The organism is Yersinia massiliensis (genome assembly GCF_003048255.1).
Lineage (GTDB): Bacteria > Pseudomonadota > Gammaproteobacteria > Enterobacterales > Enterobacteriaceae > Yersinia > Yersinia massiliensis_A.
Window position 1 is genome coordinate 2512523 of the sequence record NZ_CP028487.1, and the last position, 22315, is coordinate 2534837.

Sequence of the window (22315 nt, forward strand, 5' to 3'; positions counted from 1 at the left end):
GATGGCAACTTTAACGTCGCCCATTCACCTCATTAGCTAAATCTTGTCTAACGTAATAACATTTTTGTTATATATAATAATATGTTATTACGTTTAGTTATGGATTATGGCTTAACATTATTTTATCTCGCTAACTCAATCAGCAATGATATCCACTGTGTTCATTCCCTAAAACAACAGGATATCTTGCCGATGTTAAAACCTACCTCTTTTCCATGCTTCCGGTCCGATAGCCCCATTGTCATCCTTCATTCGTTACCAAAATTTCAACTTGCCATCCTTAACCCACATTTATCATTAGCGCTCACGCGTTGCTGTCCCTAACGGAGGTCATTATGGTGCAATTTCGACAACAGAATAATGCCCATTGGTATCACGAGACTCAACGTAGCGGCAGCCTGGAGATTACCGCGGCGCAGGTCAATGATGAAGGTGACGGTGTCACAGAAAAGACCACCATTTACTCACACAAGAGTGAGCAAGGAAACTTTTTATTGGGGCTAAATGATGCTATTCGCACCACGCTCTTAGATAACTTACGGCAGCACAGCACGGTTTTATCTGCCTCAGAAACACTGTATCAGACACTTTTCCCGCCAACAGTCGAACTCAGCAGCGATAACCAATTTTCATTGTATGACCGCTTAAGTAGTGCGTTGACCGTCGCACAGGTAACCGGTGTGCAACGACTCTGTAGCCACTATGCGGCACGACTCACACCACTTTCCAGTCCTGATGCTTCACGGGAAAGTAATATGCGGCTTACCCAAATGACTCAATATGCTCGCCAGCTCGCCAGTCAGCCAACGTTGATTGATAAGCATGCGTTACAGCAATTATCAGATGTGGGCTTGACCGAGGCTGATATCATTGTTTTAACGCAGATTATTGGTTTTGTGGGCTATCAAGCCAGAGTGATTGCAGGAATTTCAGCGTTAGCCGGTTATCCGACCGTCATACTTCCAGGGTTCCCACGAATGGAAGACGCTAGCGCTAGTTTGTTATCGACAAAAGGGTTGCATTGGCAAGGTTGGCTGCCTACATTGGCGGTAAATGATGGTATCGCCACTGAGCAGAAATCAGATGAAAAGTTGATCACCTTACATGACTTACTGGCGCGCCACCCTGCAAGCTTGTCGAGCTACACCTTGATAGCGCAACAGAAAACGTTGCAACAAACAGCAGCAGATTGGTCGGCGTTGGTGTCACTGGTTTCAGCGCGCATTAATGGTAGCAATTATTGTCAGGCACACTACAAACAGCAACTAAGCACCTCTTCAACAACAGATTATTCCGCAGTCACGAACGCTATCGACACTGACATTGCGTGCGCATTGGCGATAAAGTCTGGTGACCCCTTCACTCAGCCGCTGATTCATCTCGCCGCAGAATTGACCCGCGCGCCGGAACGCTTTAGTCATCAATTTATCACCCCACTAATACTCATTGGGTTCAGTGATCAGCAGTTACTAGGAATCATTATCAGTACTGCCGCGGCCGGATGGACTAATCGTTTAAGGCAAGCATTGGGAGAAGTGGTTTAAATCGTTTACCAATGCAACTACTAACGTGCTACTAACTTCTTCACATACTATCTCGGGATATCGATACGCAGTTAGGTATCGGAATCCCGCAAACTCCCGTCTGGGAGTATCAATCGGCCTGAAATTGGCTATCTCATTATTTTTCACGCAAAAAACTGACACAACTCACTGAGCACGACTTCAGTTTATCTCATGACCAAGATGCTTAACTGATTAACATTTAACCATTATTTTGATAATTTCAGAATATTCACCATAAGCACAACATTGATTTATTTATTCACCAATAACCAATCATATACACCATACAGTTTTCATATAGCAGAATATATCACTAAATAAAATCAGTTCAGCTTTTAATCAAAATAAAAATTTGCCAAATTGCCAAAACATAAACGTTAATACTGCATAACATTTGTAACATGGCGAATTTGAACTGGATAAGTTATATGTAACAGATTATTACAAAACACTTGTCTCATTGACAAAGATAGTGAACATTAACCGCCGCTAAACATCTTATAACAACGCAAAGGGATGCCAGTTCAAGCATTCACTTTTGCCAATCCTGCCATTTATGGTAGGGCGTAAAATACAGAGGTCCCAGTGTCAACAGCAAACAACAGTCAACAACCACCAAGTAGCGAACAACCCGAAAACATCAGTATGAATGCTTTCAAACAACCGAAGGCATTTTACCTGATCTTCTCTATCGAGCTTTGGGAACGCTTTGGTTATTACGGCCTGCAAGGGATCATGGCCGTTTATCTGGTCAAAATGCTCGGGATGAGCGAAGCCGATTCAATCACCTTATTCTCTTCCTTCAGTGCGCTGGTCTATGGTTTCGTGGCCATTGGTGGATGGTTAGGTGATAAAGTTCTCGGCGCGAAACGCGTCATCGTGCTCGGTGCGCTGATCCTCGCTGTGGGCTATGCCATGATTGCCTATTCTGGGCATGATATTTTCTGGGTTTATCTGGGCATGGCGACCATTGCGGTCGGTAATGGCTTGTTTAAAGCCAACCCTTCATCCCTGCTTTCAACCTGTTATAACAAAGACGACCCGCGTTTGGACGGTGCATTTACCATGTACTATATGTCCGTCAATATCGGTTCGTTCTTCTCTATGCTGGCAACACCTTGGTTGGCAGCCAAATATGGTTGGAGCGTCGCGTTCTCACTCAGTGTTGTCGGGATGCTCATCACGCTGGTGAATTTCTGGTTCTGCCGTAAGTGGGTGAAAAACCAAGGCTCTAAGCCTGACTTCGCGCCATTGCAGATCAAAAAATTACTGATGGTATTAGTCGGTGTTGTCGCGTTGATCACACTGTCGAGCTGGTTGCTGCACAACCAAGTTGTGGCGCGCTGGGCCTTGGCGTTGGTTTCACTGGGTATCATCTTTATCTTTGCTAAAGAAACATTCTCACTCCACGGCACGGCTCGTCGCAGAATGATCGTGGCGTTTCTGCTGATGCTCGAAGCCGTTGTGTTCTTCGTGCTGTACAGCCAGATGCCAACATCGCTGAATTTCTTTGCTATCCATAATGTTGAGCATTCAATCTTCGGTATTGCGTTTGAACCAGAACAGTACCAAGCATTGAATCCATTCTGGATCATGGTTGCCAGTCCTATTTTGGCTGCAATTTATAACAAGATGGGTGACCGTCTGCCCATGCCGCATAAATTTGCTTTTGGCATGATACTTTGCTCTGCTGCATTCTTGGTTTTACCATGGGGCGCAACAATGGCGAATGAGCACGGCATTGTATCCGTCAATTGGTTAATCCTGAGCTACGCGCTTCAAAGCATCGGTGAACTGATGATTTCCGGCTTAGGCTTGGCCATGGTTGCACAATTAGTCCCTCAACGTTTGATGGGCTTCATCATGGGTTCTTGGTTCCTGACTACTGCTGCTGCTGCACTGATTGCGGGTAAAGTTGCGGCATTGACCGCGGTACCAAGTGATATCACTGATGCCCATGCATCACTGGCAATCTATAGCCATGTGTTTATGCAGATTGGTATCGTTACAGCTATCATCGCAATCTTGATGATGCTGACTGCACCTAAATTGTATCGCATGACATTAGCGCCGACAGAAACTAAAAAAACAGGCTCTGTCACAACAGCATAATGTACTCGCTAGTCATAAAAGACGCTCCTAACGGGGCGTTTTTTATTTCCCCCCTATACAAGCTAATTCTGAAATTTCCCCTCTCCTGAATCCTTTAAAGACAATCAAACATTTAGAACGTACATTGGATAACGATGCTTATTATTTTCATCGATATAGTTTGAATGTCATTAACAAAAACATGATAAGGCCCGTTATTCACTTCTGGAGGGGATTTATGAAGGCGTTTCCACTGAAAAAGTTACAACTCCGTAAAGCATTGCTGGCGCTGACGGTGGCGAGTGCCTGCGCTCTGCCCCTGAGCTTCTCGACGGTCAGTATGGCGGCTGCACCTGCGCAACAGCAGACGCAGGTTCCCGGTTACTACCGAATGGCGTTAGGTGATTTTGAAGTCACTGCTATCTACGACGGTTATGTCAAACTTGGTACCAATCTACTAAAAGATATCAATGAAAAAGATATCCAGACATTGTTGTCTAGTATGTTTATCGATAGCACCAATGGGGTACAAACTGCGGTCAATGCCTTCCTAATCAATACCGGAACTAACTTAGTCTTAGTTGATGCCGGCACAGCACAATGCTTTGGACCAACACTGGGGGCGGTGGTCGATAATATTCGCGCGGCAGGCTACCAGCCTGAGCAGATAGATACGGTTCTGTTGACCCATCTGCATCCAGATCATGCTTGCGGTATTAACGATCAAGGCAAAGCAGCATTTCCTAACGCGACCGTGTATGTCTCTAAAGGCGATGCTGATTTTTGGTTGAGTAAAGATATCGCCAGCAAAGCTGCGGCGGAACAGCGCCCGATGTTTGAAAAATCAATGGAAGCTGTTGCTCCTTATGTGGCAAACAATAAGCTAAAAATTTACACGGTCGGCGAAACCTTATTACCGGGCGTGAAAGTGGTGCCAACACCAGGCCATACGCCGGGTCACACCTCTTATCTTTTCACGTCAAAAGGTGACAACTTGCTGGTTTGGGGCGATATCGTACACAGCCATTCCATCCAATTTGCGCACCCAGATGTCTCTTTAGAATTTGATAGCGATAGCAAGCAAGCCATTGCTACACGCAAAGCCATTTTTGCTGAGGCGGCGAAAGACAAGCTTTGGGTGGCAGGTGCTCACCTTCCGTTCCCAGGTCTGGGCCATGTTCGGGCAGATAAAGTGGGTTACACTTGGGTGCCAGCAGAATACAGCCCGTTGATTGAAAAGAAATAAGACTTCAGAACTAAATTGACCATAGTGAGAATCTATGGTCAATTCACAAAACATAAAACCATCCCTGTATATTTAACTGTTTTATAAGCTAAATATCAGTTGGCTCGTTATCTGACCATACCGCTAACTGATAGCCATCTGGATCGGTAAAATGAAAACGACGGCCGCCGGGAAAAGGAAAAATAGGTAGCACGATAGCGGCCCCAGCCTCTTCCAAACGTTTTTGCGTTTGTTCAAGATCACCCGCATACAGAATGACCAGCGGCCCGCCATTGGACTGAACTTCACTCAATGTGGTAAGCCCTCCCGCCAACCGGCCATCAGTGAACTCGCAATACCTCGGCCCGTAATCGGTAAACTGCCAATTGAAAACCTTGCCGTAGAAATCTTTCGAACGCTCAATGTCACTAACAGCAAACTCTATGTAATCTATCCGATTATTATTTCCCTGAGTACTCATGGCTTGCTCCTGATTTAATGATTAACTTGCTCATTTATAATAAACATTTCTAAATGTGATGGATAACGCGAGCCTAATCGTTGGTACCGCCGTCACATTATTTGTGTTCAAAAAATAAACTATACTATGTTGAGGCCGCCCAGTATTCACCGCATCCTGATAATAAATGGGGATGAAATCCGTCTGTTATTGGCGGCCAATAACGGGCAAGGAGGTGATGTATGATCAACCATGTTTGGGGACTTCTGACTCATCCTAGTCAGGAACTACAGCAAATCAAACGTGAGGGTGAAAGTGTCCAACACTTATATGCACATCACCTCCTCTTAATGGCCGCCATTCCGGTGATTTGCGCGTTTATCGGCACCACACAAGTGGGTTGGTACTTTGGTGATGGCCAGGTCATAAAATTGACGATCTTCACTGCTCTTTATTCCGCCGTTATTTTCTATGCTTTAATTCTGGCTGCTGTTGCGCTGATGGGTCGCGTGATTTACTGGATGGCCCGCCGCTATGAAAGCCGCCCAAGTTGGCAAAGTTGTACTCTATTCGCGGGGTATACCGCTACGCCTCTATTTTTAGCCGGAATGGTTGCACTCTACCCTGCCATCTGGCTATGTCTGCTCGTCGGGATCATTGCCCTCTGCTATGCTGGCTATCTGATGTATATCGGGATCCCTACCTTTTTGAATATTGACCGGCGAGAAGGATTTATTTTCTCAGGTTCTACCTTTGCCATTGGTGTACTGGTCTTAGAGTTGTTGCTGGGTCTAACAGTTTTACTCTGGGGCTATGGTTCGCGATTACTGTAATTTTCATTTTCGATAACTTTTGTTCTGTCTACTGCAACCGCTTTCTGCGCTTTTCGTCGAGAGCGGTGTTTTAATGCAACGATGATGTCTCACTTATCGCGATTAATGTGATTTTTGGGGGTTAACAGGCTTTAATCGTGATTAATGTCGTCCAGATCGCAATCTCTTACATCCCCATGCAGAATAAGGTTGTACACTGAGTAGGAATGATGCAAACAGGGCGAAAAAATGAAAAAGCTGACATTAAAAGAAATGACTGAAAGTGAACAACGTGATGTCAAAACGCAACTCGACAGAGCCAGAATAAACTTAGGAAGGGCATTAACCAATTCAGAGCAAAATAAAGTTAAAGACGAAGCCATCGAAAAAATCATGCAAGCCCGAGAAAAAATCGCCAAGTTAACGCGCGTAGAAAGAAAAACCAAAAAAACCGCACCCAGTACAACCACTTTTAGCTGGTCATCCTCGATTAGCACTCGCCCACCACGGTAATTAATGATCGCGGCCAGAAAATAAACGGTAGAAATAACCTACAGCGGCGAATATTCACCGCTGTAGGGATATGATTCACACTTTGCGTAATGATTTATGCAGCAATTCGTTTTTTACACAATCGTTAGCTTCCTAGACTCTTATTCATTTCCCTTACAATTTTCTGATACTGCTAGCTGTATTTTTTATTTGTCTGCCTTAGGATAAGGAAGCTTGTTTCTTTCAGTGCGTTATTAAGGAGTGTGTGATGAAATTGTTCTATAAACCCGGGGCCTGCTCTTTGTCTCCACATATTGTCTTACGTGAGGCGGGGTTAGACTTCAGTATTGAAAGCGTCGATCTGGCGGCTAAAATCACTGAGACGGGCCAAGACTATTTAAGCATCAATCCAAAAGGACAAGTCCCCGCACTATTGCTAGACGACGGTAGTTTACTCACCGAAGGCGTTGCGATTGTGCAATATCTGGCAGATAAAGTGCCTGACCGCCATCTGATTGCCCCTGCGGGTACGCTCTCGCGTTATCATGCAATTGAGTGGTTAAACTTCGTGGCGACTGAATTGCATAAAGGCTTTAGCCCGTTGTTTAACCCCAAAACGCCGGAAGAATATAAAGTGATTGCCCGCGAACGATTGGATAAGCAATTCAGTTATGTTGATTCAGTGTTAGCCGATCATGATTTCCTTTTGGGCAAGAAATTCAGTGTGGCCGATGCGTATTTATTTACAGTTACCCGCTGGGCTAATGCACTGAATATTAAAATAACGCAGCGTAGCCATTTGGATACATATATGGCGCGAGTTGCAGAACGTCCAGCGGTCAAAGCGGCCTTGGCAGCAGAAGATATCAAGAAGTAAAGATTGTTGGGTTGATTGGTTATTTAAAGTGCCCCGCTATTCAGGGGCACTTTAAAATAAAAGTTATCGCTTGGTCGCAGTGAAAAGTTATAGCTTGATCGCAGTAAATTGGCAGGTTGGATTAACAATTTCATCCTGCGCCGCGACGACCTGAAGCTCATATTCGCCCATGGCTTGGGTTTTCAACATCACTTCATATACCGCAGCGGTAACGTGCTCTAATGCTTTATCCAACGGCTCACCTTTCAGCAGATTCACCAATAACAGGCCGCTGGTTAAATCGCCCACACCGACGGGTTGGCGTGCGCCGAAATCCACCAGCGGGCGACTGATATGCCACGCATCTTCAGCCGTCACCAATAACATCTCAAAACAATCAGCGTGATAACCTGCACGACTTAAATGTTTCACCAAGACCACTTTTGGTCCTTTGGCACACAGGTCGCGTGCAACCTTGACAGCTTGCTCGACATTCTCAACCCGTATGCCACTAAGTTGTTCTAGTTCCAACAGATTTGGGGCAATGATATCACTGGCTGGCAGAGCTTCTTTGCAGAAAAACTCGGCAACACCTGGGGCCACGATACAGCCTTTCTCAGGATGGCCCATCACCGGATCACAAAAATACCATGCGGCGGGATTAGCTTGTTTTACCCGAGCAACTGCAGCCAGAATATGGCCGCCCTGTTCCGGTGAACCAATATAACCACTCAAAACTGCATCACAATCTTTTAGCCGATCGATATCGGCAATGCCTTGAACAATCTCAGTCAAGTGGCTAGCGGGCATCACACAACCGGTCCAGTGACCATATTGCGTATGATTCGAAAACTGAACAGTATTCAGTGGCCAGACATTAACGCCCATCCGGCGCATCGGAAATTCAGCTGCACTATTTCCAGCATGGCCAAAAACGACGTGTGACTGAATCGACAGTATATTTTTCATTGGTACGGCCTAAAAGTGAGCGACTAATTTATAAGCAAACAATAAGCAACAAGCAAAAAATAAGGGACATTTTTGCCCCTTATTTAATTCGTTCTTATAACCAGCTAATCAAGCAATAATGCTTTTTGCCGCGGCGCAATAGTGTATAACGCCCAAACAAGCGGTCAGCGTCAGTAAAGACATATTCTGGATCTGCCTGTTTTTCGCCATTAAGGGCGACAGCGTTAGAGCTAATCATCGTGCGCGCCTGACCACGAGAAGGTACTAATTCAGCATTGACCAAAGCCTGCTGTAAATCGGCATCACGGGCGAGTTCAATTGTTGGCATACCATCTTGCGCTAATTGGGCGAAATCCGCTTCAGTCATGTCATTTAAGTCGCCGGAGAACAAGCTGGCAGTAATACGTTTTGCGGCCGCCAGCCCCTCAGCACCATGTACCATACCCGTCACATTTTCCGCCAGCACGTATTGCGCACGTGGGGCTTTGCCGCTGTTTTTGTCTTCTTCTTCCAGTGCGTTTATCTCTTCCATACTAATGAAAGTAAAGAATTTCAGGAAGCGATAAACATCTGCGTCAGCGGTATTAATCCAGAATTGGTAGAATTTGTAAGGGCTGGTTTTCTTCGGATCAAGCCACACTGCACCACCTTCGGTTTTACCGAACTTAGTGCCATCCGCTTTGGTGATCAAAGGCACCGTCAAACCGTAAACTTGTTGTTGGTGCAAGCGACGAGTTAAGTCGATGCCTGAGGTGATGTTACCCCATTGGTCAGAGCCACCGATTTGCAGCGCCACGCCATGGGCCTTGTTCAAGCAAGCAAAATCATAGGCTTGCAACAAGTTATAGGAAAACTCAGTAAAGGAGATGCCGCTATCATCACGATTCAAACGCTGTTTGACCGCTTCTTTGTTGATCATCTGATTCACAGAGAAGTGTTTACCGATGTCACGCAAGAAGGTCAGAACATTCATGCCGCCAAACCAATCGTAGTTATTGGCAGCAATAGCGCTATTTTCGCCACAATCAAAATCCAAGAATGGGGAAACCTGGCGGCGGATTTTCTCAACCCATTCGTTGACCGTGTCTTCTGTATTCAGTTTACGCTCGCTAGCCTTAAAGCTCGGGTCGCCAATCATCCCCGTCGCACCGCCAACCAATGCAACTGGGCGATGCCCCTCCAACTGAAAACGCTTCAGGCATAACAACGGAACCAGATGGCCCAAATGCAAGCTGTCTGCGGTAGGGTCGAAACCGCAATACAGTGAAATTGGCCCTTGCGCCAGTCTCTCTGCTAACGCGTCTTCATCCGTCACCTGGGCAACGAGGCCCCGCTCTTGCAATTGTTTAATCAGGTTGCTGCTGGTCATCAATGACTCCATTGTCTTTTACAAAAAAACTTGCCCATAGGGGTGCTCAAGGAGGGTATAGGATAAAGCGCTCGCCGCACGAGCGCTAGGTTTAACCACAATTATTTCATCGTTCTCAAGGGGCTAAACGGTCAATTTTCCATCCATCGGTTTCCCGTTGATAAATAAAACGGTCATGCAGGCGATGTTCGCCGCCCTGCCAAAACTCGACAGAATCAAATTTTACGCGGAACCCACCCCAGAAACTGGGTAATGGCACGTCACCTTGCTGGAATTTTTGCTTCAGTTCGAGGAACTTACTCTCCAACACGCCACGGGCTGAAATTCGGGAGGATTGCTGAGACACCCAAGCGCCTATCTGGCTATCTTTGGGGCGGGAATGAAAATATTTGAGCACTTCCAGCGTCGACAGCCGTTCAGCTTTGCCGAGGAAAATGACTTGCCTGTCTAGCATGTGCCAAGGGAAGAGTAAGCTAATATGCGGGTTTTCAGCCAAGTGTTGTGCTTTACGGCTACCTAAATTGGTATAGAACACCATACCCTGTTCATCATAATGCTTGAGCAAAACAATGCGCTGAAAAGGTTGTCCATGGCTATCTACGGTTGCCACACACATTGCGGTTGGATCCGGTAATCGAGCGTCGCACGCCTGTTTGAGCCAACGTTCAAAAAGATCCAATGGCTGTTCAGTTAAGTCACTACGGCGCAGCCCGCCGCGAATATATTCACGACGTAAATCTGCAACATCAAAATTGTCAGTCATATACACTCTGTATCGCGCAGGAAAGCAGTGAGGATTATTCTGCCCTTGCCGCACCAGAATCACAATCACCCTGAACGAGTAACGACCTGATTACTTGATCAAAGTAATCATTTTATTAAGACAATCGCTTTATTAAGACAATGGCTTGATCAACACGCAGTCATTGATGATGACTTTGTCATCACGCTCGACAAACGCCGTATTTCCTTTCGACCAGAAGGTATAGCGACCATCACTGTATTTGACACCAGAGGCCGCGCGCACCTGCGGTAATGTCAATTGTTCACCATCTAGAATCAGACTGACTTTTTCGTGTTGATTATCCTGCATCACGGTCAGTTGAGTCGTCCCGCATTGATAATGCAACGTTTGGTTTTTCGGTTGCACCAAACTGCATCCCGCCAGCACCAGTACAGTGGTGGCAGATGCAATAGCGGATATATATTTCATGATGTCGCCCTCTTTGATGGGCTAAGCTGCCCTGTTCAATGGAAGCTTAGCACCCTCATCGTGACGATACAGGATAGACTGCTCCTAAAATGGTCTCACAACTGGCTCCCGTCACGGAGGGTAAATTACCGGATTTACCGGATAATGTCCGGAAGGCTAACCAAGCAAAAGCCAGTGCTTCCATATCGTCACCACTGACACCAAAATCATCCGTCACACAGACTTCAGTCCCAGGTAGTAAAGCGGACATACGTGACATCACCAGTGGATTTCTCGCCCCGCCGCCACACACAAGCAGCCGTTCACAGCCCCCGGCCAATTGCACCTGTTCAGCAATAGAGACGGCCGTCAATTCAGCCAATGTGGCTTGTACATCTTCAGGTTTGATTCCCGGTATTTTAGCCAATTGCTTGTCCAACCACCCTGCGTTGAAGTATTCACGCCCTGTACTTTTGGGTGCCGGCTTGGCGAAATAGGCGTCGCTGTACATCGATTCGAGTAATGGTTGGTGAACCTCCCCCGATAATGCCCAAGCCGCATCTTTATCGTAAGGTTGGGTCCGGTTCCGCCAAATCCAACTGTCCATCAGCATATTACCCGGCCCTGTATCAAAACCACGCACGGGTAAATCAGGTAATAGCATGGATAAATTCGCAATCCCGCCGATGTTTAACACCATGCGACGTTCGGTGGCATGGGCTAAAAGTGCATGATGAAATGCAGGAACCAGTGGTGCACCTTGCCCACCAAACGCCATATCCCGACGGCGGAAATCCCCCACAGTGGCTATTTGGGTCATCGCCGCGATGCGGTTGTTATCACCTAGTTGCGTCGTAAAAGCAGGATCGCCTAGGGGTTCATGCCACACAGTTTGTCCATGAGAGCCAATCGCCGTAATATCCTGTGCGGTGAGCCCTTCTTGGTTCAATATGCCCAACACGGCCTCGGCAAATAAAATTCCCAATTGAGCATCGAGCTTCCCCACCGCAGATAAAGTGGTTGATTGGCCCTGACACATACCGAGGATATCTTTTTTCAACTGTTGCGGCATCGGATGAGAGTAACTGGCCTGCTGTGCGACCATACGCTCATCAATAGCGGCCAACACGACATCAATCCCATCAAGACTGGTCCCAGACATCACCCCAATAAAACGGCCTGATTTCATAGCAATGACCTTATTTCCCGTTGAGGAACAAAATAGCGATAAGGCTCTTCATAAGCCAGATCAGAATAATAAAATTAACACCATGAAAAGATATACTTTTTTAAGTGTATACCGCCATAGGGGACTATCTTAAAGAATGCGTTCTATTTGCAAGAAAGGTCACATAAAAGTCACTACTGCTAACACTTTTATTTATGGCAGTGAATTTTCTTACTTTAAGAAAACTAAACCACCGTTTAATATTGGTTGAAGTTTAAGACGCTAAGCTGCGAACCAATCAACGCTAGCCTAATTTTTCAGCTTATGGTCGACACTCTGTAATAGGGGTGTTACGAAGTAAGTAGTGAAATAAACATTTGAGTAAGCCATACTTTACGTAAAGACTGTACCGTCAATGGACTGAGTTTGGATGTCCTCGGCAGACTGAACCGTAATGCGGTAATGTATTTTTAATAGGAGTTTTTATGATCAAGCCATTAATTGCCGTTGCTATTGTTGCGGTAACTTTAACCGGTTGTGCCAATAACAACACACTGTCTGGTGATGTTTTCACTGCATCACAAGCAAAACAAGTACAAACCGTGACTTACGGCACATTGCTCTCTGTTCGTCCTGTCACCATTCAAGGTGGTGATGACAATAACGTGATGGGTGCTATTGGTGGTGCAGTACTGGGTGGCTTCCTCGGGAATACCGTTGGCGGCGGAACAGGCCGTAGCTTGGCAACAGCAGCCGGTGCAGTTGCTGGCGGTATGGCAGGTCAAGGTGTTCAAGGTGCGATGAACCGCACTGATGGTGTGCAGCTTGAAGTCCGTAAAGACGATGGCACCACTATTCTAGTTGTTCAAAAACAAGGCCCAACCCGTTTTAGCGTTGGCCAGCGTGTCATGCTCGCAACGAGCGGCAGTACTGTAACGGTTAGCCCACGTTAACGATTTGATTACTGTTAATTATCTGTTTGCCGTTAACGTAATATTTAAAAATGTCAGGGTTCATTGCGAACCCTGACTTGTTATTACTGCGATACTTTTTCTTTCTGCTGTGAATTGAGTCTAAAACGTTCTAATTTACTTTGTTTGTAATTGAATAATATTTCTCTCAAGCTTATCTATCAAACCCGATAACATTTCAATTTCATCTGTAGTAATACCACCGAGAATTTCTTTGCGAGTGGAACATATCACACCATCAACCTGCTCTATTATCGGTGAAGACTGTTCCGTCAGTTTTATCCTCTTTGCCCGACGATCATTTGCACAAATATGCCGTGTGATTAAACCTTTCTCCTCCAGTTGATCTAAGGTTCTAACCAATGATGGTTGTTCGATACCAATCGCCTTTGCCAATTGAATCTGTGACTGCTCAGGTGGTAAACGATTAATATTATGCAAGGTAACCCAATGTGTTTGAGTCAGTTCCAACGGTTTTAACCGATGGTCGATAAGCGCGCGCCAAACGCGAACTAATCGTGCTAAATCAGATCCTAATGTCGATTCCAATTGCCCCTCCTTTTATTTAGCGTGCTAGCATAACTCCCAGAGTCCTGTCTATTTTGGGTAATTAACATTAAAAACACAAATGTATATATACCGTTGATACTAGGGCAAAAGCAATAAATACGGGAAATACTTTAGAAAAAATTATATTTTAACTAAAACTACCCCTTAAGGATTAACCTTATGTACGTAGCTAATTTACCCGTTGGTGCACCACTTACCGACTTGATATTAGGTGCCTCTATCTATTTTCCGCCAATGTTTAAGGCCGTCATGCTAGGTTTAGTGTTGTGGCTATTGATCCATCATATGCTACGGAATTGGATCTACTCTGGTGATATCTGGCATCCGATATTAATGGATCTCTCAATTTTTGTCATTGCAGTCAGTCTTTCTTTATGGGTCTTAGCCAGTTGGTAAATTGACATGAATCATAAATCTCTTAAGTATTTCTCTTCAGTCATCATCTTCTCCATTGCACTGTGTGCGGGTTGGTGGATGTGGAATTATTACATGCAATCGCCTTGGACTCGCGATGGTAAAGTCCGAGCAGAATTGGTCAGCATCACCCCGGAAGTTTCCGGCAGGCTGGTAAAGATATTAGTCCATGATAACCAATTGGTGAGCTCTGGTAGCCTTTTATTTGTCATTGACGCGCAACCCTATCAATTGGCGCTAGATAATGCACAAGCGGCTGTCGCCCGCGCACAGACTGACTTAGCCAAAGCAAATCACGAAGCTGAACGTCGCCGTAATCTACCTAAAAATATTATTTCGGGTGAAGATCTCGACATTGCTAATCTAACAGCCGATAGCATGAAAGCGACCTATCAAGGCGCATTGGCAAACCTTGAACAAGCTAAATGGAATCTCAGTAAAACGCGTATTTATGCCCCTGCCAATGGCTATATCACCAACTTGAAAACACGCGTCGGTGACTATGCTACTGCTGGCACTCCATTAGTCGCGCTTATTGATACCGATTCATTCTATGTCATGGGCTATTTCGAGGAAACCAAACTCAGACACATTAGAGAAGGTAATGACGCCAAAATAGTTTTGTACAATGGCAACATTCCATTACGTGGCGTCGTACAGAGCATTGGTCGCGCGATATATGATCAAAGCGTTGATACCGGTGATGATCTGTTAGTTGATGTGAAGCCTAATGTACCTTGGGTTCGTTTGGCACAACGGGTTCCTGTGCGAATTAAACTGCTGGATGTCCCGCCTGATGTCACGCTAATTGCGGGCACCACCTGTACCATTTCAGTGGTCCGTTAACATGCGTTTTTCTTTTCCCTTATGGCACCAAACCCCATGGGGCAAGGCCAATGCTGGGCAGTGGCGTTATGCCCTGCGTAACTCTTTGGCCATGTGTTTATCATTGTGGATTGCTTTTGCACTAAATTTAGATGAACCCTACTGGGCGATGACGTCCGCTGCCGTGGTGAGTTTCCCTACTGTCGGCGGAGTCATCAGCAAAAGTATCGGTCGAGTTATTGGAAGTTTATTGGGCGCAGCGGCATCATTGATGATTGCAGGCCATTGTCTCAATGATCCTTGGCTATTCACTTTTGTCATCGCGGCGTGGATTGGCTTATGTACTTTCATTTCTAATCATTATCAAAATAATGTTTCTTACGCATTTGCTCTGGCGGGCTACACCACAGCAATCATCGCATTTTCAACCGTGAACACCACTGACACCCAACAGATTTTTGATATTGCCCAAGCCCGTGTCTGCGAAGTGATAACCGGTATTCTTTGCGGTGGCTTGATGATGATGCTGTTGCCCAGCACGTCAGACGGTGAAGCACTCCTCACCTCTTTACGCCGGATGCAGTCTCGGTTACTGGAACATGCGGCGCTATTGTGGCAAACCGAACAAACCCCAGCGCTTCGCAGCTCGCATGAGGGATTGATTGGGCAGATCCTCACCATGAATCTGTTGAGAATTCAGGCATTCTGGAGTCATTACCGTTTAAGGCGGCAAAATAATGTCTTAAATTTTATCTTGCATCGTCAGTTACGGATTACCAGTGTGATAACCAGCTTACGCCGCATGCTAGTTAACTGGCCCACACCACCCGCAAAGCTGGCCGCTGTGCTGTCAGAACTACTGGCGGCATTGCAACAACCTGATTGCGATAAATATCAGGTCGCTAAAATATTGCAACAAATCGCCCCACTGCAAGATGCTGATTATCGCCATCAAGCCTTCTGGTTGCGGTTAAGACATTTTTGTTGGTTATATTTGCAGGTGAATAAATGGTTGGCGCGACTGGATAAAACCCAAGAAGACACAATGCAGTCACCGCCTTCAGTCGCATCATTAGCGCGTCATACTGATACCTATGAAGCCGCCTATAATGGGCTACGTACTTTTGTTTGTATTGTCATTGGCTGCGCATTTTGGATAAACACGCAGTGGAGTTCAGGTAGCTCCGCGTTGGCATTAGCCGCCGTGAGTTGCGTACTCTACTCAGCCACGCCATCGCCAACAGACAGCATTGCTACGCTCTTAAAAGCCATCGTTTTACTCTCCATTGGCTGCTTTATTTTAAAATTTGGCGTGATGGTGCAAATTGATGATTTCTGGCAATTCGCCGTGCTGCTCATGCCCATTTTGATCACTATGCAAATGATGAAACTCCAACACCCTGCTTATGCGTCACTGTGGGGGCAATTAATTGTCTTTATGGGATCGTTTTTGAGTGTCACCAATCCTCCGAGTTATGATTATCAAGCGTTTCTGAACGACAACATTGGCAAGCTAGTGGGTGTTATGTTGGCCGGTGTCGCATTTCAGGTACTTCGGCCTAGTTCAGATAAACGTAAAAGTCGCCGTATCATCCGTATGTTGCGGCGCGATTTTATCGATCAGCTCAGCAGCTACCCAAGGCAAAACCAACACCAGTTTGAATCACTCATCTATCACCGCATCAATCAACTGAACCTCAGTAAAGATCAAACTGCGCGAGTATGGCTACTCCGCTGGGGGATGGTACTGCTTAATTGCAGCCACGTGGTCTGGCAGCTACGTGATTGGCAAACCACCTCTGCCCCCTTGTCTGCGGTACGGGATGTCTGTATTCACTGCCTAAAAGGCTGTATGACGGAGAAAGGTGTGCAGCCCACATCACTACAGGCGACGCTACAAGAATTACAGAGAATGAGTACGATTTTGGGGCAATACCCTGATGCATCTGGACGTGAACTGGCAGGATTAATCTGGAGGTTATATTGTTCACTCACTCAGCTTCAATTAGCGATACCGGAAGCAGGAAGTCAAACGGCGCCAGCATGATACTCGCTGGCGCATAAAGCACTTAAGGCACATCATAGCCAAGGGCGGCACGACGAATGCGGAACCATTGTTGACGAGTCATCGTGAGAGAAAGTGATGACCAAGCAGCCTTAACACGTTCTATCTTGCCAGAACCAATGATCGGTATGGGTGCTGAAGGTAAGCGTAGAATCCAGGCATAAACCACTTCGTCAATGCTTTCAGCGCCAATCTCCTCGGCAACGACCTGCAATTCATCACGCAGCGCTTGGAATTCCGGGTCGCTGAACAAACGCCCGCCCCCCAAACATGACCATGCCATGGGTTTAATACGTAACTGCTGGCACGCATCAAGGGTGCCATCCACAATCGCCGGTTGGTGAAGCGGTGAAATTTCGACCTGATTTGTCACTAGCGTGAAAGGCAAACGCGATTGCAGCAAACTGAATTGTGCCGGCGTAAAGTTCGATACGCCGAAATGTTTTACCTGCCCACTTTTGTGCAATTGAGTGAATGCTTCAGCCACTTCATCTGCATCCATTAAAGGGTCGGGACGATGAATCAGCAGCAAATCAAGATAGTCAGTATGCAAATGCGTTAATGACTGTTCAGCGCTTTTAATGATATGGGTACGATCTGTAATGTAATGCCCCAGCGCATGCTCTGGTTTCGCCGTGGTGGCAATCCCGCACTTACTGACTAATTCAAGTTGATGACGTAATGATGGCTTCAAGCGCAATGCTTGCCCGAAAGTTTGCTCACATTGGTAACCACCGTAGATATCCGCATGATCCGTTGTGGTAATGCCCAATTCAACGTGTTGCTCAATGAACGCCAACAACTGTTTGGGCGTCATTTCCCACTCCATCAAACGCCAATAACCGCAAATCATGCGAGAAAATTCGGGCCCAAGCGGGGCAAGTTGGGTACGTGTGTCCATTATTAGCTACCTCATTTATTAATATGCCCTAAGCATACACAACCAGCAGAAAGGTGAAATCCTCCCTGAGCAACGAATTTAGGGTCAATTGGGGGCTGAGAGGACAAATAGCCCAAAAGGCTAATTTTAGTCAATCGATACGTAGAACACGATAATTCAAAATAGCGAGGGTTGATCTTGCAGTGGTTCATCCGGTTGTTTGTTCGCGCGCTGCAATCGCAATAGGCGCTGGCGGCATAGGCGTAAGACATCCCGCTTTTGCGGGTCGCTCATTTTGATCCAATTAAATCGCTCATCGCGACTGCGCATACATCCACGACAGAAGCCACGATCATCTGTTTGGCAGATACCTCGACATGGGCTGGGAATGTCGAAAAACTCAAGTTGCTGAGCCATACTGCCTCCCGCGGTTAGCATACCTAATTGGCGTTGTCACCATCACAACTCATACCTCGTATTAACTGAGAGGTTTACCTTAATTGAAGCCTGATTCGTCCTCGCTGGCAAGCCACTCTGGTTAAACGCAAACAGCCCCTAATACCACTAAGGTTATCTTAAGTTTCACTCGATATCATTCGTGCAATTAGTGAATTCTAGGATTTAATTTTCACGATGAACGCTCGAGAAAAGTTACACTGTAACAGCTTAAGTTTTATTTTGCTTTGCTCGCTGTTTTTTACTGTCAGCCACAATGCCTTGTTTATCAGTAAAGCTTGGTCGCTGATTCGTTTTGATAATAGCGATAGCTATTTTTTTGCTGCAACCATTCCACTGTTTATTTTCTGCGCCCTCAATATCATCTTCAGCTTGCTTGCTGTGCCAATATTGCGTAAGCCCATCATTATTTTATTTCTCTTAGGAGGTGCGGCGAGCAACTATTTTATATTCAGTTATGGTGCCGTTATTGACGGTAATATGATGCAAAATGCCTTCGAGACTAACGCCCAAGAAGCTGCCGCACTCTTTACGCCACGTATGGCTATTTGGCTGCTCGTATTGGGGATTATCCCTGCCATCATTATTTGCTTCGTCCGTATTCAGGCAACCCGTCCTTGGTGGTATATGCTAGGGCTCCGTGCGGCTAATATTCTGGTGTCAGCAGTGGTCATTATGCTCATCGCGACTCTCTTTTATAAAGATTATGCCTCGCTCATTCGTAATAATAAAAGCATCGTTAAAATGCTCACACCCTCCAATTTTGTCAGCGGCAGTTTTCAATTTGCGAAGCATAAGTATTTTGCCAGTAATATGTCTTTAGTGAAGATTGGTGAAGATGCCCATCTAGGGCCGTTGATCAATCGCCAACAGAAGAAAACGCTGGTTATTTTAGTGGTTGGAGAAACCGCACGTGCCGAGAACTTCTCTTTAGGCGGCTATCAACGCGAAACAAATCCTCGCCTACAAAAACAAAATGTGACCTATTTTAAGAATGCCTCATCTTGTGGAACTGAAACTGCCGTTTCTGTCCCCTGCATGTTCTCAAATATGCCACGTAAGAATTATGATGCTACGCTGGCCAGCCATCAGGAGGGTTTGATGGATATTCTTGCCCACGCCGGATTGAGTGTTTTATGGCGAGAAAATGATGGTGGCTGTAAAGGGGCCTGCGACCGTATCCCTCATCAAGATGTGACACAGTTAGAATTAACCGCAGATTGCCAAAATGGCGTCTGCTTAGACAACGCTTTGCTCTATAAGCTAGATAATTATATCAATGGGTTAAAAGGTGATGGTGTCATAGTATTACACCAAATGGGCAGCCACGGCCCCGCCTACTATCGCCGGTCAAATCCTGAGATACGACAATTCGCCCCAACCTGTGATAGTAATCAAATTCAAGATTGTACCTCTCATGAGCTGGTGAATACTTACGATAATTCGATTCTCTACACCGATGCTATGTTGGATAACACGATTAAGCTGCTACAACAGCAGAGCGATAGATTTAATACTGCGATGGTTTATCTCTCAGATCACGGGGAATCTTTAGGTGAAAATGGCATTTATCTGCATGGCACACCATACATGTTCGCTCCCACTCAACAAACGCATATTCCATTTCTAATGTGGCTATCGCCCGAATACACAAAAAGTTATGGCATTGATAACCAATGCTTAGCCAAGCATGCAGAGCATGATGACGTTTCGCAGGATAACTTATTTCATACCCTACTGGGCATGATGAACGTGCAAACTTCTGAATATCAATCTGGCTTGGATTTACTGGATAAATGCCGTATTCAGGGCTAGGACACCCTCTCAAAAGGTCAATGCCGACATCACAATCTTTTGATATTGGCATTAACCACTTGACCTAGACCAATCGGTCTATTACTCTCTGCTACATGAACAAAATACAGCACCCACATGTCGATACTCGAGAACACCTGTTAGCTACAGGTGAGAGCCTTAGTCTGCATCTTGGTTTTAATGGTATGGGTCTGAGTCAATTACTCACGACCGCCGGTATTCCAAAAGGCTCGTTTTATCATTACTTTCGCTCAAAAGAAGCCTTTGGCGAGGCGATGTTACAGCGATACTTTGACCGTTATGACGCGGCCATGGTCAATCTGCTGACGGGTTCACAAGGTGATAAACGTCACCAACTACTGCAATATTTTGCTCAATCTATTGCTAACTATTGTGGCAGTGAATGCCACAACGCTTGTCTATCGGTTAAACTTTCAGCGGAAGTCAGTGATTTATCCGAACCCATGCGCCATGCGCTGGATGCCGGAACTGCACGAGTGATTGGCCGTTTGCAAGATGCTATCGAAGCCGGTATTAAAGAAGGCTCGCTGCGCATCACGCTTTCAGCCGCCGCCACTGCAGAAACACTCTATACCTTGTGGCAGGGCGCCGCATTGCGGGCAAAAGTAAAACGCTCTGTGACACCGCTGACCTGTGCGCTAGAAAGTATCGAATTGATGTTACAACCAACCCAATAATCCCTTGAATCTGATAGTCCATTTTTTTGAGGCTTCAGGTTTTACCCAGCAACTAGTCGACTGGTCTATTAATATAGGATGCACCATGAAAACTGCTAAACTGTTCTCCCCGTTGAAAGTTGGCGCACTGACTTTGCCAAACCGAGTATTTATGGCTCCGCTCACTCGCTTGCGCAGCATTGAGCCGGGTGATATCCCAACGCCGTTAATGGCGGAATATTATCGCCAACGGGCCAGTGCTGGTTTAATCATCACTGAAGCCACCCAGATTTCTTTCCAAGCCAAGGGCTATGCCGGCGCACCAGGGTTACACACTCAGGAGCAACTCAATGCGTGGAAAAAAATCACTCAGGCGGTGCATGAAGAAGGTGGACACATCGCCGTTCAGCTCTGGCATGTAGGCCGTATTTCACACAGCAGTTTGCAACCAAATCAGCAAGCACCCATCGCTCCTTCAGCCATTGCCGCTGATACCCGCACCACCGTACGTGATGAATCCGGTGCGTGGGTACGTGTTCCCTGCTCTACTCCACGAGCGCTGGAAACAGAAGAGATCCCTGGCATTATTAATGATTTCCGTCAGGCGACCGCTAACGCTCGTGAAGCCGGTTTTGATTATATTGAGCTACACGCAGCCCATGGCTATTTGCTGCATCAGTTCATGTCTCCAGCGTCAAATCAGCGTACCGACCAATACGGTGGCAGTATTGAAAATCGTACTCGCTTAACACTGGAAGTGGTTGATGCAACCGTTGCAGAATGGGGCTCAGAACATATTGGCATCCGTATTTCACCTTTGGGGCCATTCAATGGCTTAGATAATGGTGAAGATCAGGAAGAAGCGGCGCTTTATCTGATTGATGAATTAAACAAACGTAAAATCGCCTACCTACACATTTCCGAACCAGATTGGGCGGGCGGTAAACCTTACTCAGAGGCATTCCGTGATGCTGTTCGCGCCCGTTTCAAAGGCGTCATTGTGGGGGCTGGTGCCTATACCGCAGAGAAAGCCGAAGACCTGATCGAAAAAGGGTTTATTGATGCCGTGGCATTTGGTCGCAGCTATATCTCTAATCCAGACTTAGTTGCTCGTCTCCAGCAACACGCCCCATTGAATGAGCCAGATGGCGAGACTTTCTACGGCGGCGGCGCGAAGGGTTATACTGACTACCCAACGCTATAACGCAGTCTTCTCCATTTAACTATCGCCTCCCCAACATAAATAATACTGTTGGGGGGGATTTATTTTCGGGTTTAAATCATCACCGCAGCACATCATCTAATCCAATGCCACTATCGCCTACAAACCGAAATTACGCCCTCATCTAGACCATAAAAATTGCCTTAAATATCAGGGCTGCCAAGCTAGTGAGCGGCATGATATTGCGTTATGATGGCGACTGTCTTTTGATTTATAATGAC

At 46.1% G+C, this 22315-nt stretch carries 22 protein-coding genes; 13 read left to right on the forward strand and 9 right to left on the reverse strand.

Annotated elements, in window-relative coordinates:
* Positions 1 to 335 precede the first annotated feature (335 nt).
* The 3 genes from DA391_RS11725 (at position 336) to DA391_RS11735 (ending at position 4902) form a co-directional block, all read left to right on the forward strand.
* Positions 336 to 1544, forward strand: coding sequence for a CMD domain-containing protein (locus DA391_RS11725; protein ID WP_108087726.1), 1209 nt, complete (start codon positions 336 to 338; stop codon positions 1542 to 1544).
* 606 nt (positions 1545 to 2150) lie between these two features.
* Complete coding sequence (gene dtpA / locus DA391_RS11730; protein ID WP_050081138.1) at positions 2151 to 3677, forward strand: dipeptide/tripeptide permease DtpA; 1527 nt, start codon at positions 2151 to 2153, stop codon at positions 3675 to 3677.
* A 217-nt stretch (positions 3678 to 3894) separates the two neighbouring features.
* Positions 3895 to 4902 (forward strand): MBL fold metallo-hydrolase, encoded by a 1008-nt coding sequence (locus tag DA391_RS11735; RefSeq protein WP_108087727.1) that lies wholly within the window; start codon positions 3895 to 3897, stop codon positions 4900 to 4902.
* 88 nt (positions 4903 to 4990) lie between these two features.
* On the opposite strand, the gene DA391_RS11740 is transcribed toward DA391_RS11735, so the two are convergent.
* Complete coding sequence (locus DA391_RS11740) at positions 4991 to 5362, reverse strand: VOC family protein (RefSeq protein WP_108087728.1); 372 nt, start codon at positions 5360 to 5362, stop codon at positions 4991 to 4993.
* Positions 5363 to 5583: 221 nt separating this feature from the next.
* Here DA391_RS11740 and DA391_RS11745 point away from each other — a divergent pair, with 221 nt between their 5' ends.
* The 3 genes from DA391_RS11745 to gstA all read left to right on the forward strand — a co-directional run bounded on the left by DA391_RS11745 (position 5584) and on the right by gstA (position 7522).
* Positions 5584 to 6174: a Yip1 family protein gene (locus tag DA391_RS11745; protein WP_072087091.1), complete on the forward strand. Its 591-nt coding sequence runs from the start codon at positions 5584 to 5586 to the stop codon at positions 6172 to 6174.
* Positions 6175 to 6402: 228 nt separating this feature from the next.
* Positions 6403 to 6666, forward strand: a complete 264-nt coding sequence (gene yjbD / locus DA391_RS11750; protein WP_019209914.1) for a DUF3811 domain-containing protein — start codon at positions 6403 to 6405, stop codon at positions 6664 to 6666.
* 247 nt (positions 6667 to 6913) lie between these two features.
* Complete coding sequence (gene gstA, locus DA391_RS11755) at positions 6914 to 7522, forward strand: glutathione transferase GstA (RefSeq protein ID WP_050285582.1); 609 nt, start codon at positions 6914 to 6916, stop codon at positions 7520 to 7522.
* Positions 7523 to 7609: 87 nt separating this feature from the next.
* Here gstA and pdxY read toward each other — a convergent pair whose 3' ends face one another.
* The 5 genes from pdxY to anmK form a co-directional block, all read right to left on the reverse strand.
* On the reverse strand, positions 7610 to 8470 hold the full coding sequence (gene pdxY, locus DA391_RS11760; RefSeq protein WP_050081142.1) for a pyridoxal kinase PdxY: 861 nt from the start codon (positions 8468 to 8470) through the stop codon (positions 7610 to 7612).
* Between the two features lie 94 nt (positions 8471 to 8564).
* Positions 8565 to 9839 carry a tyrosine--tRNA ligase gene (gene tyrS, locus DA391_RS11765; RefSeq protein ID WP_108087729.1) on the reverse strand — a complete coding sequence of 425 codons (1275 nt, stop codon included), beginning with the start codon at positions 9837 to 9839 and terminating at the stop codon, positions 8565 to 8567.
* Positions 9840 to 9954: 115 nt separating this feature from the next.
* Complete coding sequence (gene pdxH, locus DA391_RS11770; protein ID WP_050081144.1) at positions 9955 to 10602, reverse strand: pyridoxamine 5'-phosphate oxidase; 648 nt, start codon at positions 10600 to 10602, stop codon at positions 9955 to 9957.
* 132 nt (positions 10603 to 10734) lie between these two features.
* Positions 10735 to 11052, reverse strand: a complete 318-nt coding sequence (locus tag DA391_RS11775; protein ID WP_108087730.1) for an MliC family protein — start codon at positions 11050 to 11052, stop codon at positions 10735 to 10737.
* Positions 11053 to 11107: 55 nt separating this feature from the next.
* Complete coding sequence (gene anmK, locus DA391_RS11780; protein ID WP_057642712.1) at positions 11108 to 12220, reverse strand: anhydro-N-acetylmuramic acid kinase; 1113 nt, start codon at positions 12218 to 12220, stop codon at positions 11108 to 11110.
* A gap of 464 nt (positions 12221 to 12684) precedes the next feature.
* Here anmK and DA391_RS11785 point away from each other — a divergent pair, with 464 nt between their 5' ends.
* Positions 12685 to 13152 (forward strand): glycine zipper 2TM domain-containing protein, encoded by a 468-nt coding sequence (locus DA391_RS11785; RefSeq protein ID WP_019209907.1) that lies wholly within the window; start codon positions 12685 to 12687, stop codon positions 13150 to 13152.
* A gap of 135 nt (positions 13153 to 13287) precedes the next feature.
* Here the strand turns inward: DA391_RS11785 and rovA are convergent, their stop codons facing one another.
* On the reverse strand, positions 13288 to 13719 hold the full coding sequence (rovA, locus tag DA391_RS11790) for a virulence master transcriptional regulator RovA (protein ID WP_050081147.1): 432 nt from the start codon (positions 13717 to 13719) through the stop codon (positions 13288 to 13290).
* A gap of 180 nt (positions 13720 to 13899) precedes the next feature.
* Between rovA and DA391_RS11795 the strand changes: the two genes are divergently transcribed.
* From DA391_RS11795 to DA391_RS11805, 3 genes are read left to right on the forward strand one after another with little or no spacing between them, the layout of a single operon-like run.
* The gene (locus DA391_RS11795) at positions 13900 to 14136 is read left to right on the forward strand and encodes a DUF1656 domain-containing protein (protein WP_050081148.1); all 237 of its coding nucleotides are present in this window, start codon (positions 13900 to 13902) and stop codon (positions 14134 to 14136) included.
* Positions 14137 to 14142: 6 nt separating this feature from the next.
* On the forward strand, positions 14143 to 15000 hold the full coding sequence (locus tag DA391_RS11800; protein ID WP_050081149.1) for an efflux RND transporter periplasmic adaptor subunit: 858 nt from the start codon (positions 14143 to 14145) through the stop codon (positions 14998 to 15000).
* 1 nt (position 15001) lies between these two features.
* Positions 15002 to 17026, forward strand: a complete 2025-nt coding sequence (locus DA391_RS11805) for an FUSC family protein (RefSeq protein ID WP_050285579.1) — start codon at positions 15002 to 15004, stop codon at positions 17024 to 17026.
* A gap of 22 nt (positions 17027 to 17048) precedes the next feature.
* Here DA391_RS11805 and DA391_RS11810 read toward each other — a convergent pair whose 3' ends face one another.
* The gene (locus tag DA391_RS11810; RefSeq protein WP_019209902.1) at positions 17049 to 17945 is read right to left on the reverse strand and encodes an aldo/keto reductase; all 897 of its coding nucleotides are present in this window, start codon (positions 17943 to 17945) and stop codon (positions 17049 to 17051) included.
* 156 nt (positions 17946 to 18101) lie between these two features.
* Positions 18102 to 18341, reverse strand: coding sequence for a DUF1289 domain-containing protein (locus DA391_RS11815; RefSeq protein ID WP_019209901.1), 240 nt, complete (start codon positions 18339 to 18341; stop codon positions 18102 to 18104).
* Between the two features lie 216 nt (positions 18342 to 18557).
* On the opposite strand from DA391_RS11815, the gene eptA reads away from it, so the two are divergent.
* From eptA to DA391_RS11830, 3 genes are all read left to right on the forward strand, one after another.
* A complete protein-coding gene (gene eptA / locus DA391_RS11820; protein WP_108087731.1) occupies positions 18558 to 20195 on the forward strand; it encodes a phosphoethanolamine transferase EptA in 1638 nt (545 codons plus the stop codon).
* A 95-nt stretch (positions 20196 to 20290) separates the two neighbouring features.
* On the forward strand, positions 20291 to 20893 hold the full coding sequence (locus tag DA391_RS11825; protein WP_050081152.1) for a TetR/AcrR family transcriptional regulator: 603 nt from the start codon (positions 20291 to 20293) through the stop codon (positions 20891 to 20893).
* Between the two features lie 85 nt (positions 20894 to 20978).
* Entirely contained in the window at positions 20979 to 22076 is a 1098-nt protein-coding gene (locus DA391_RS11830; RefSeq protein WP_050873001.1) for an alkene reductase, read from the forward strand.
* Positions 22077 to 22315 lie beyond the last annotated feature (239 nt).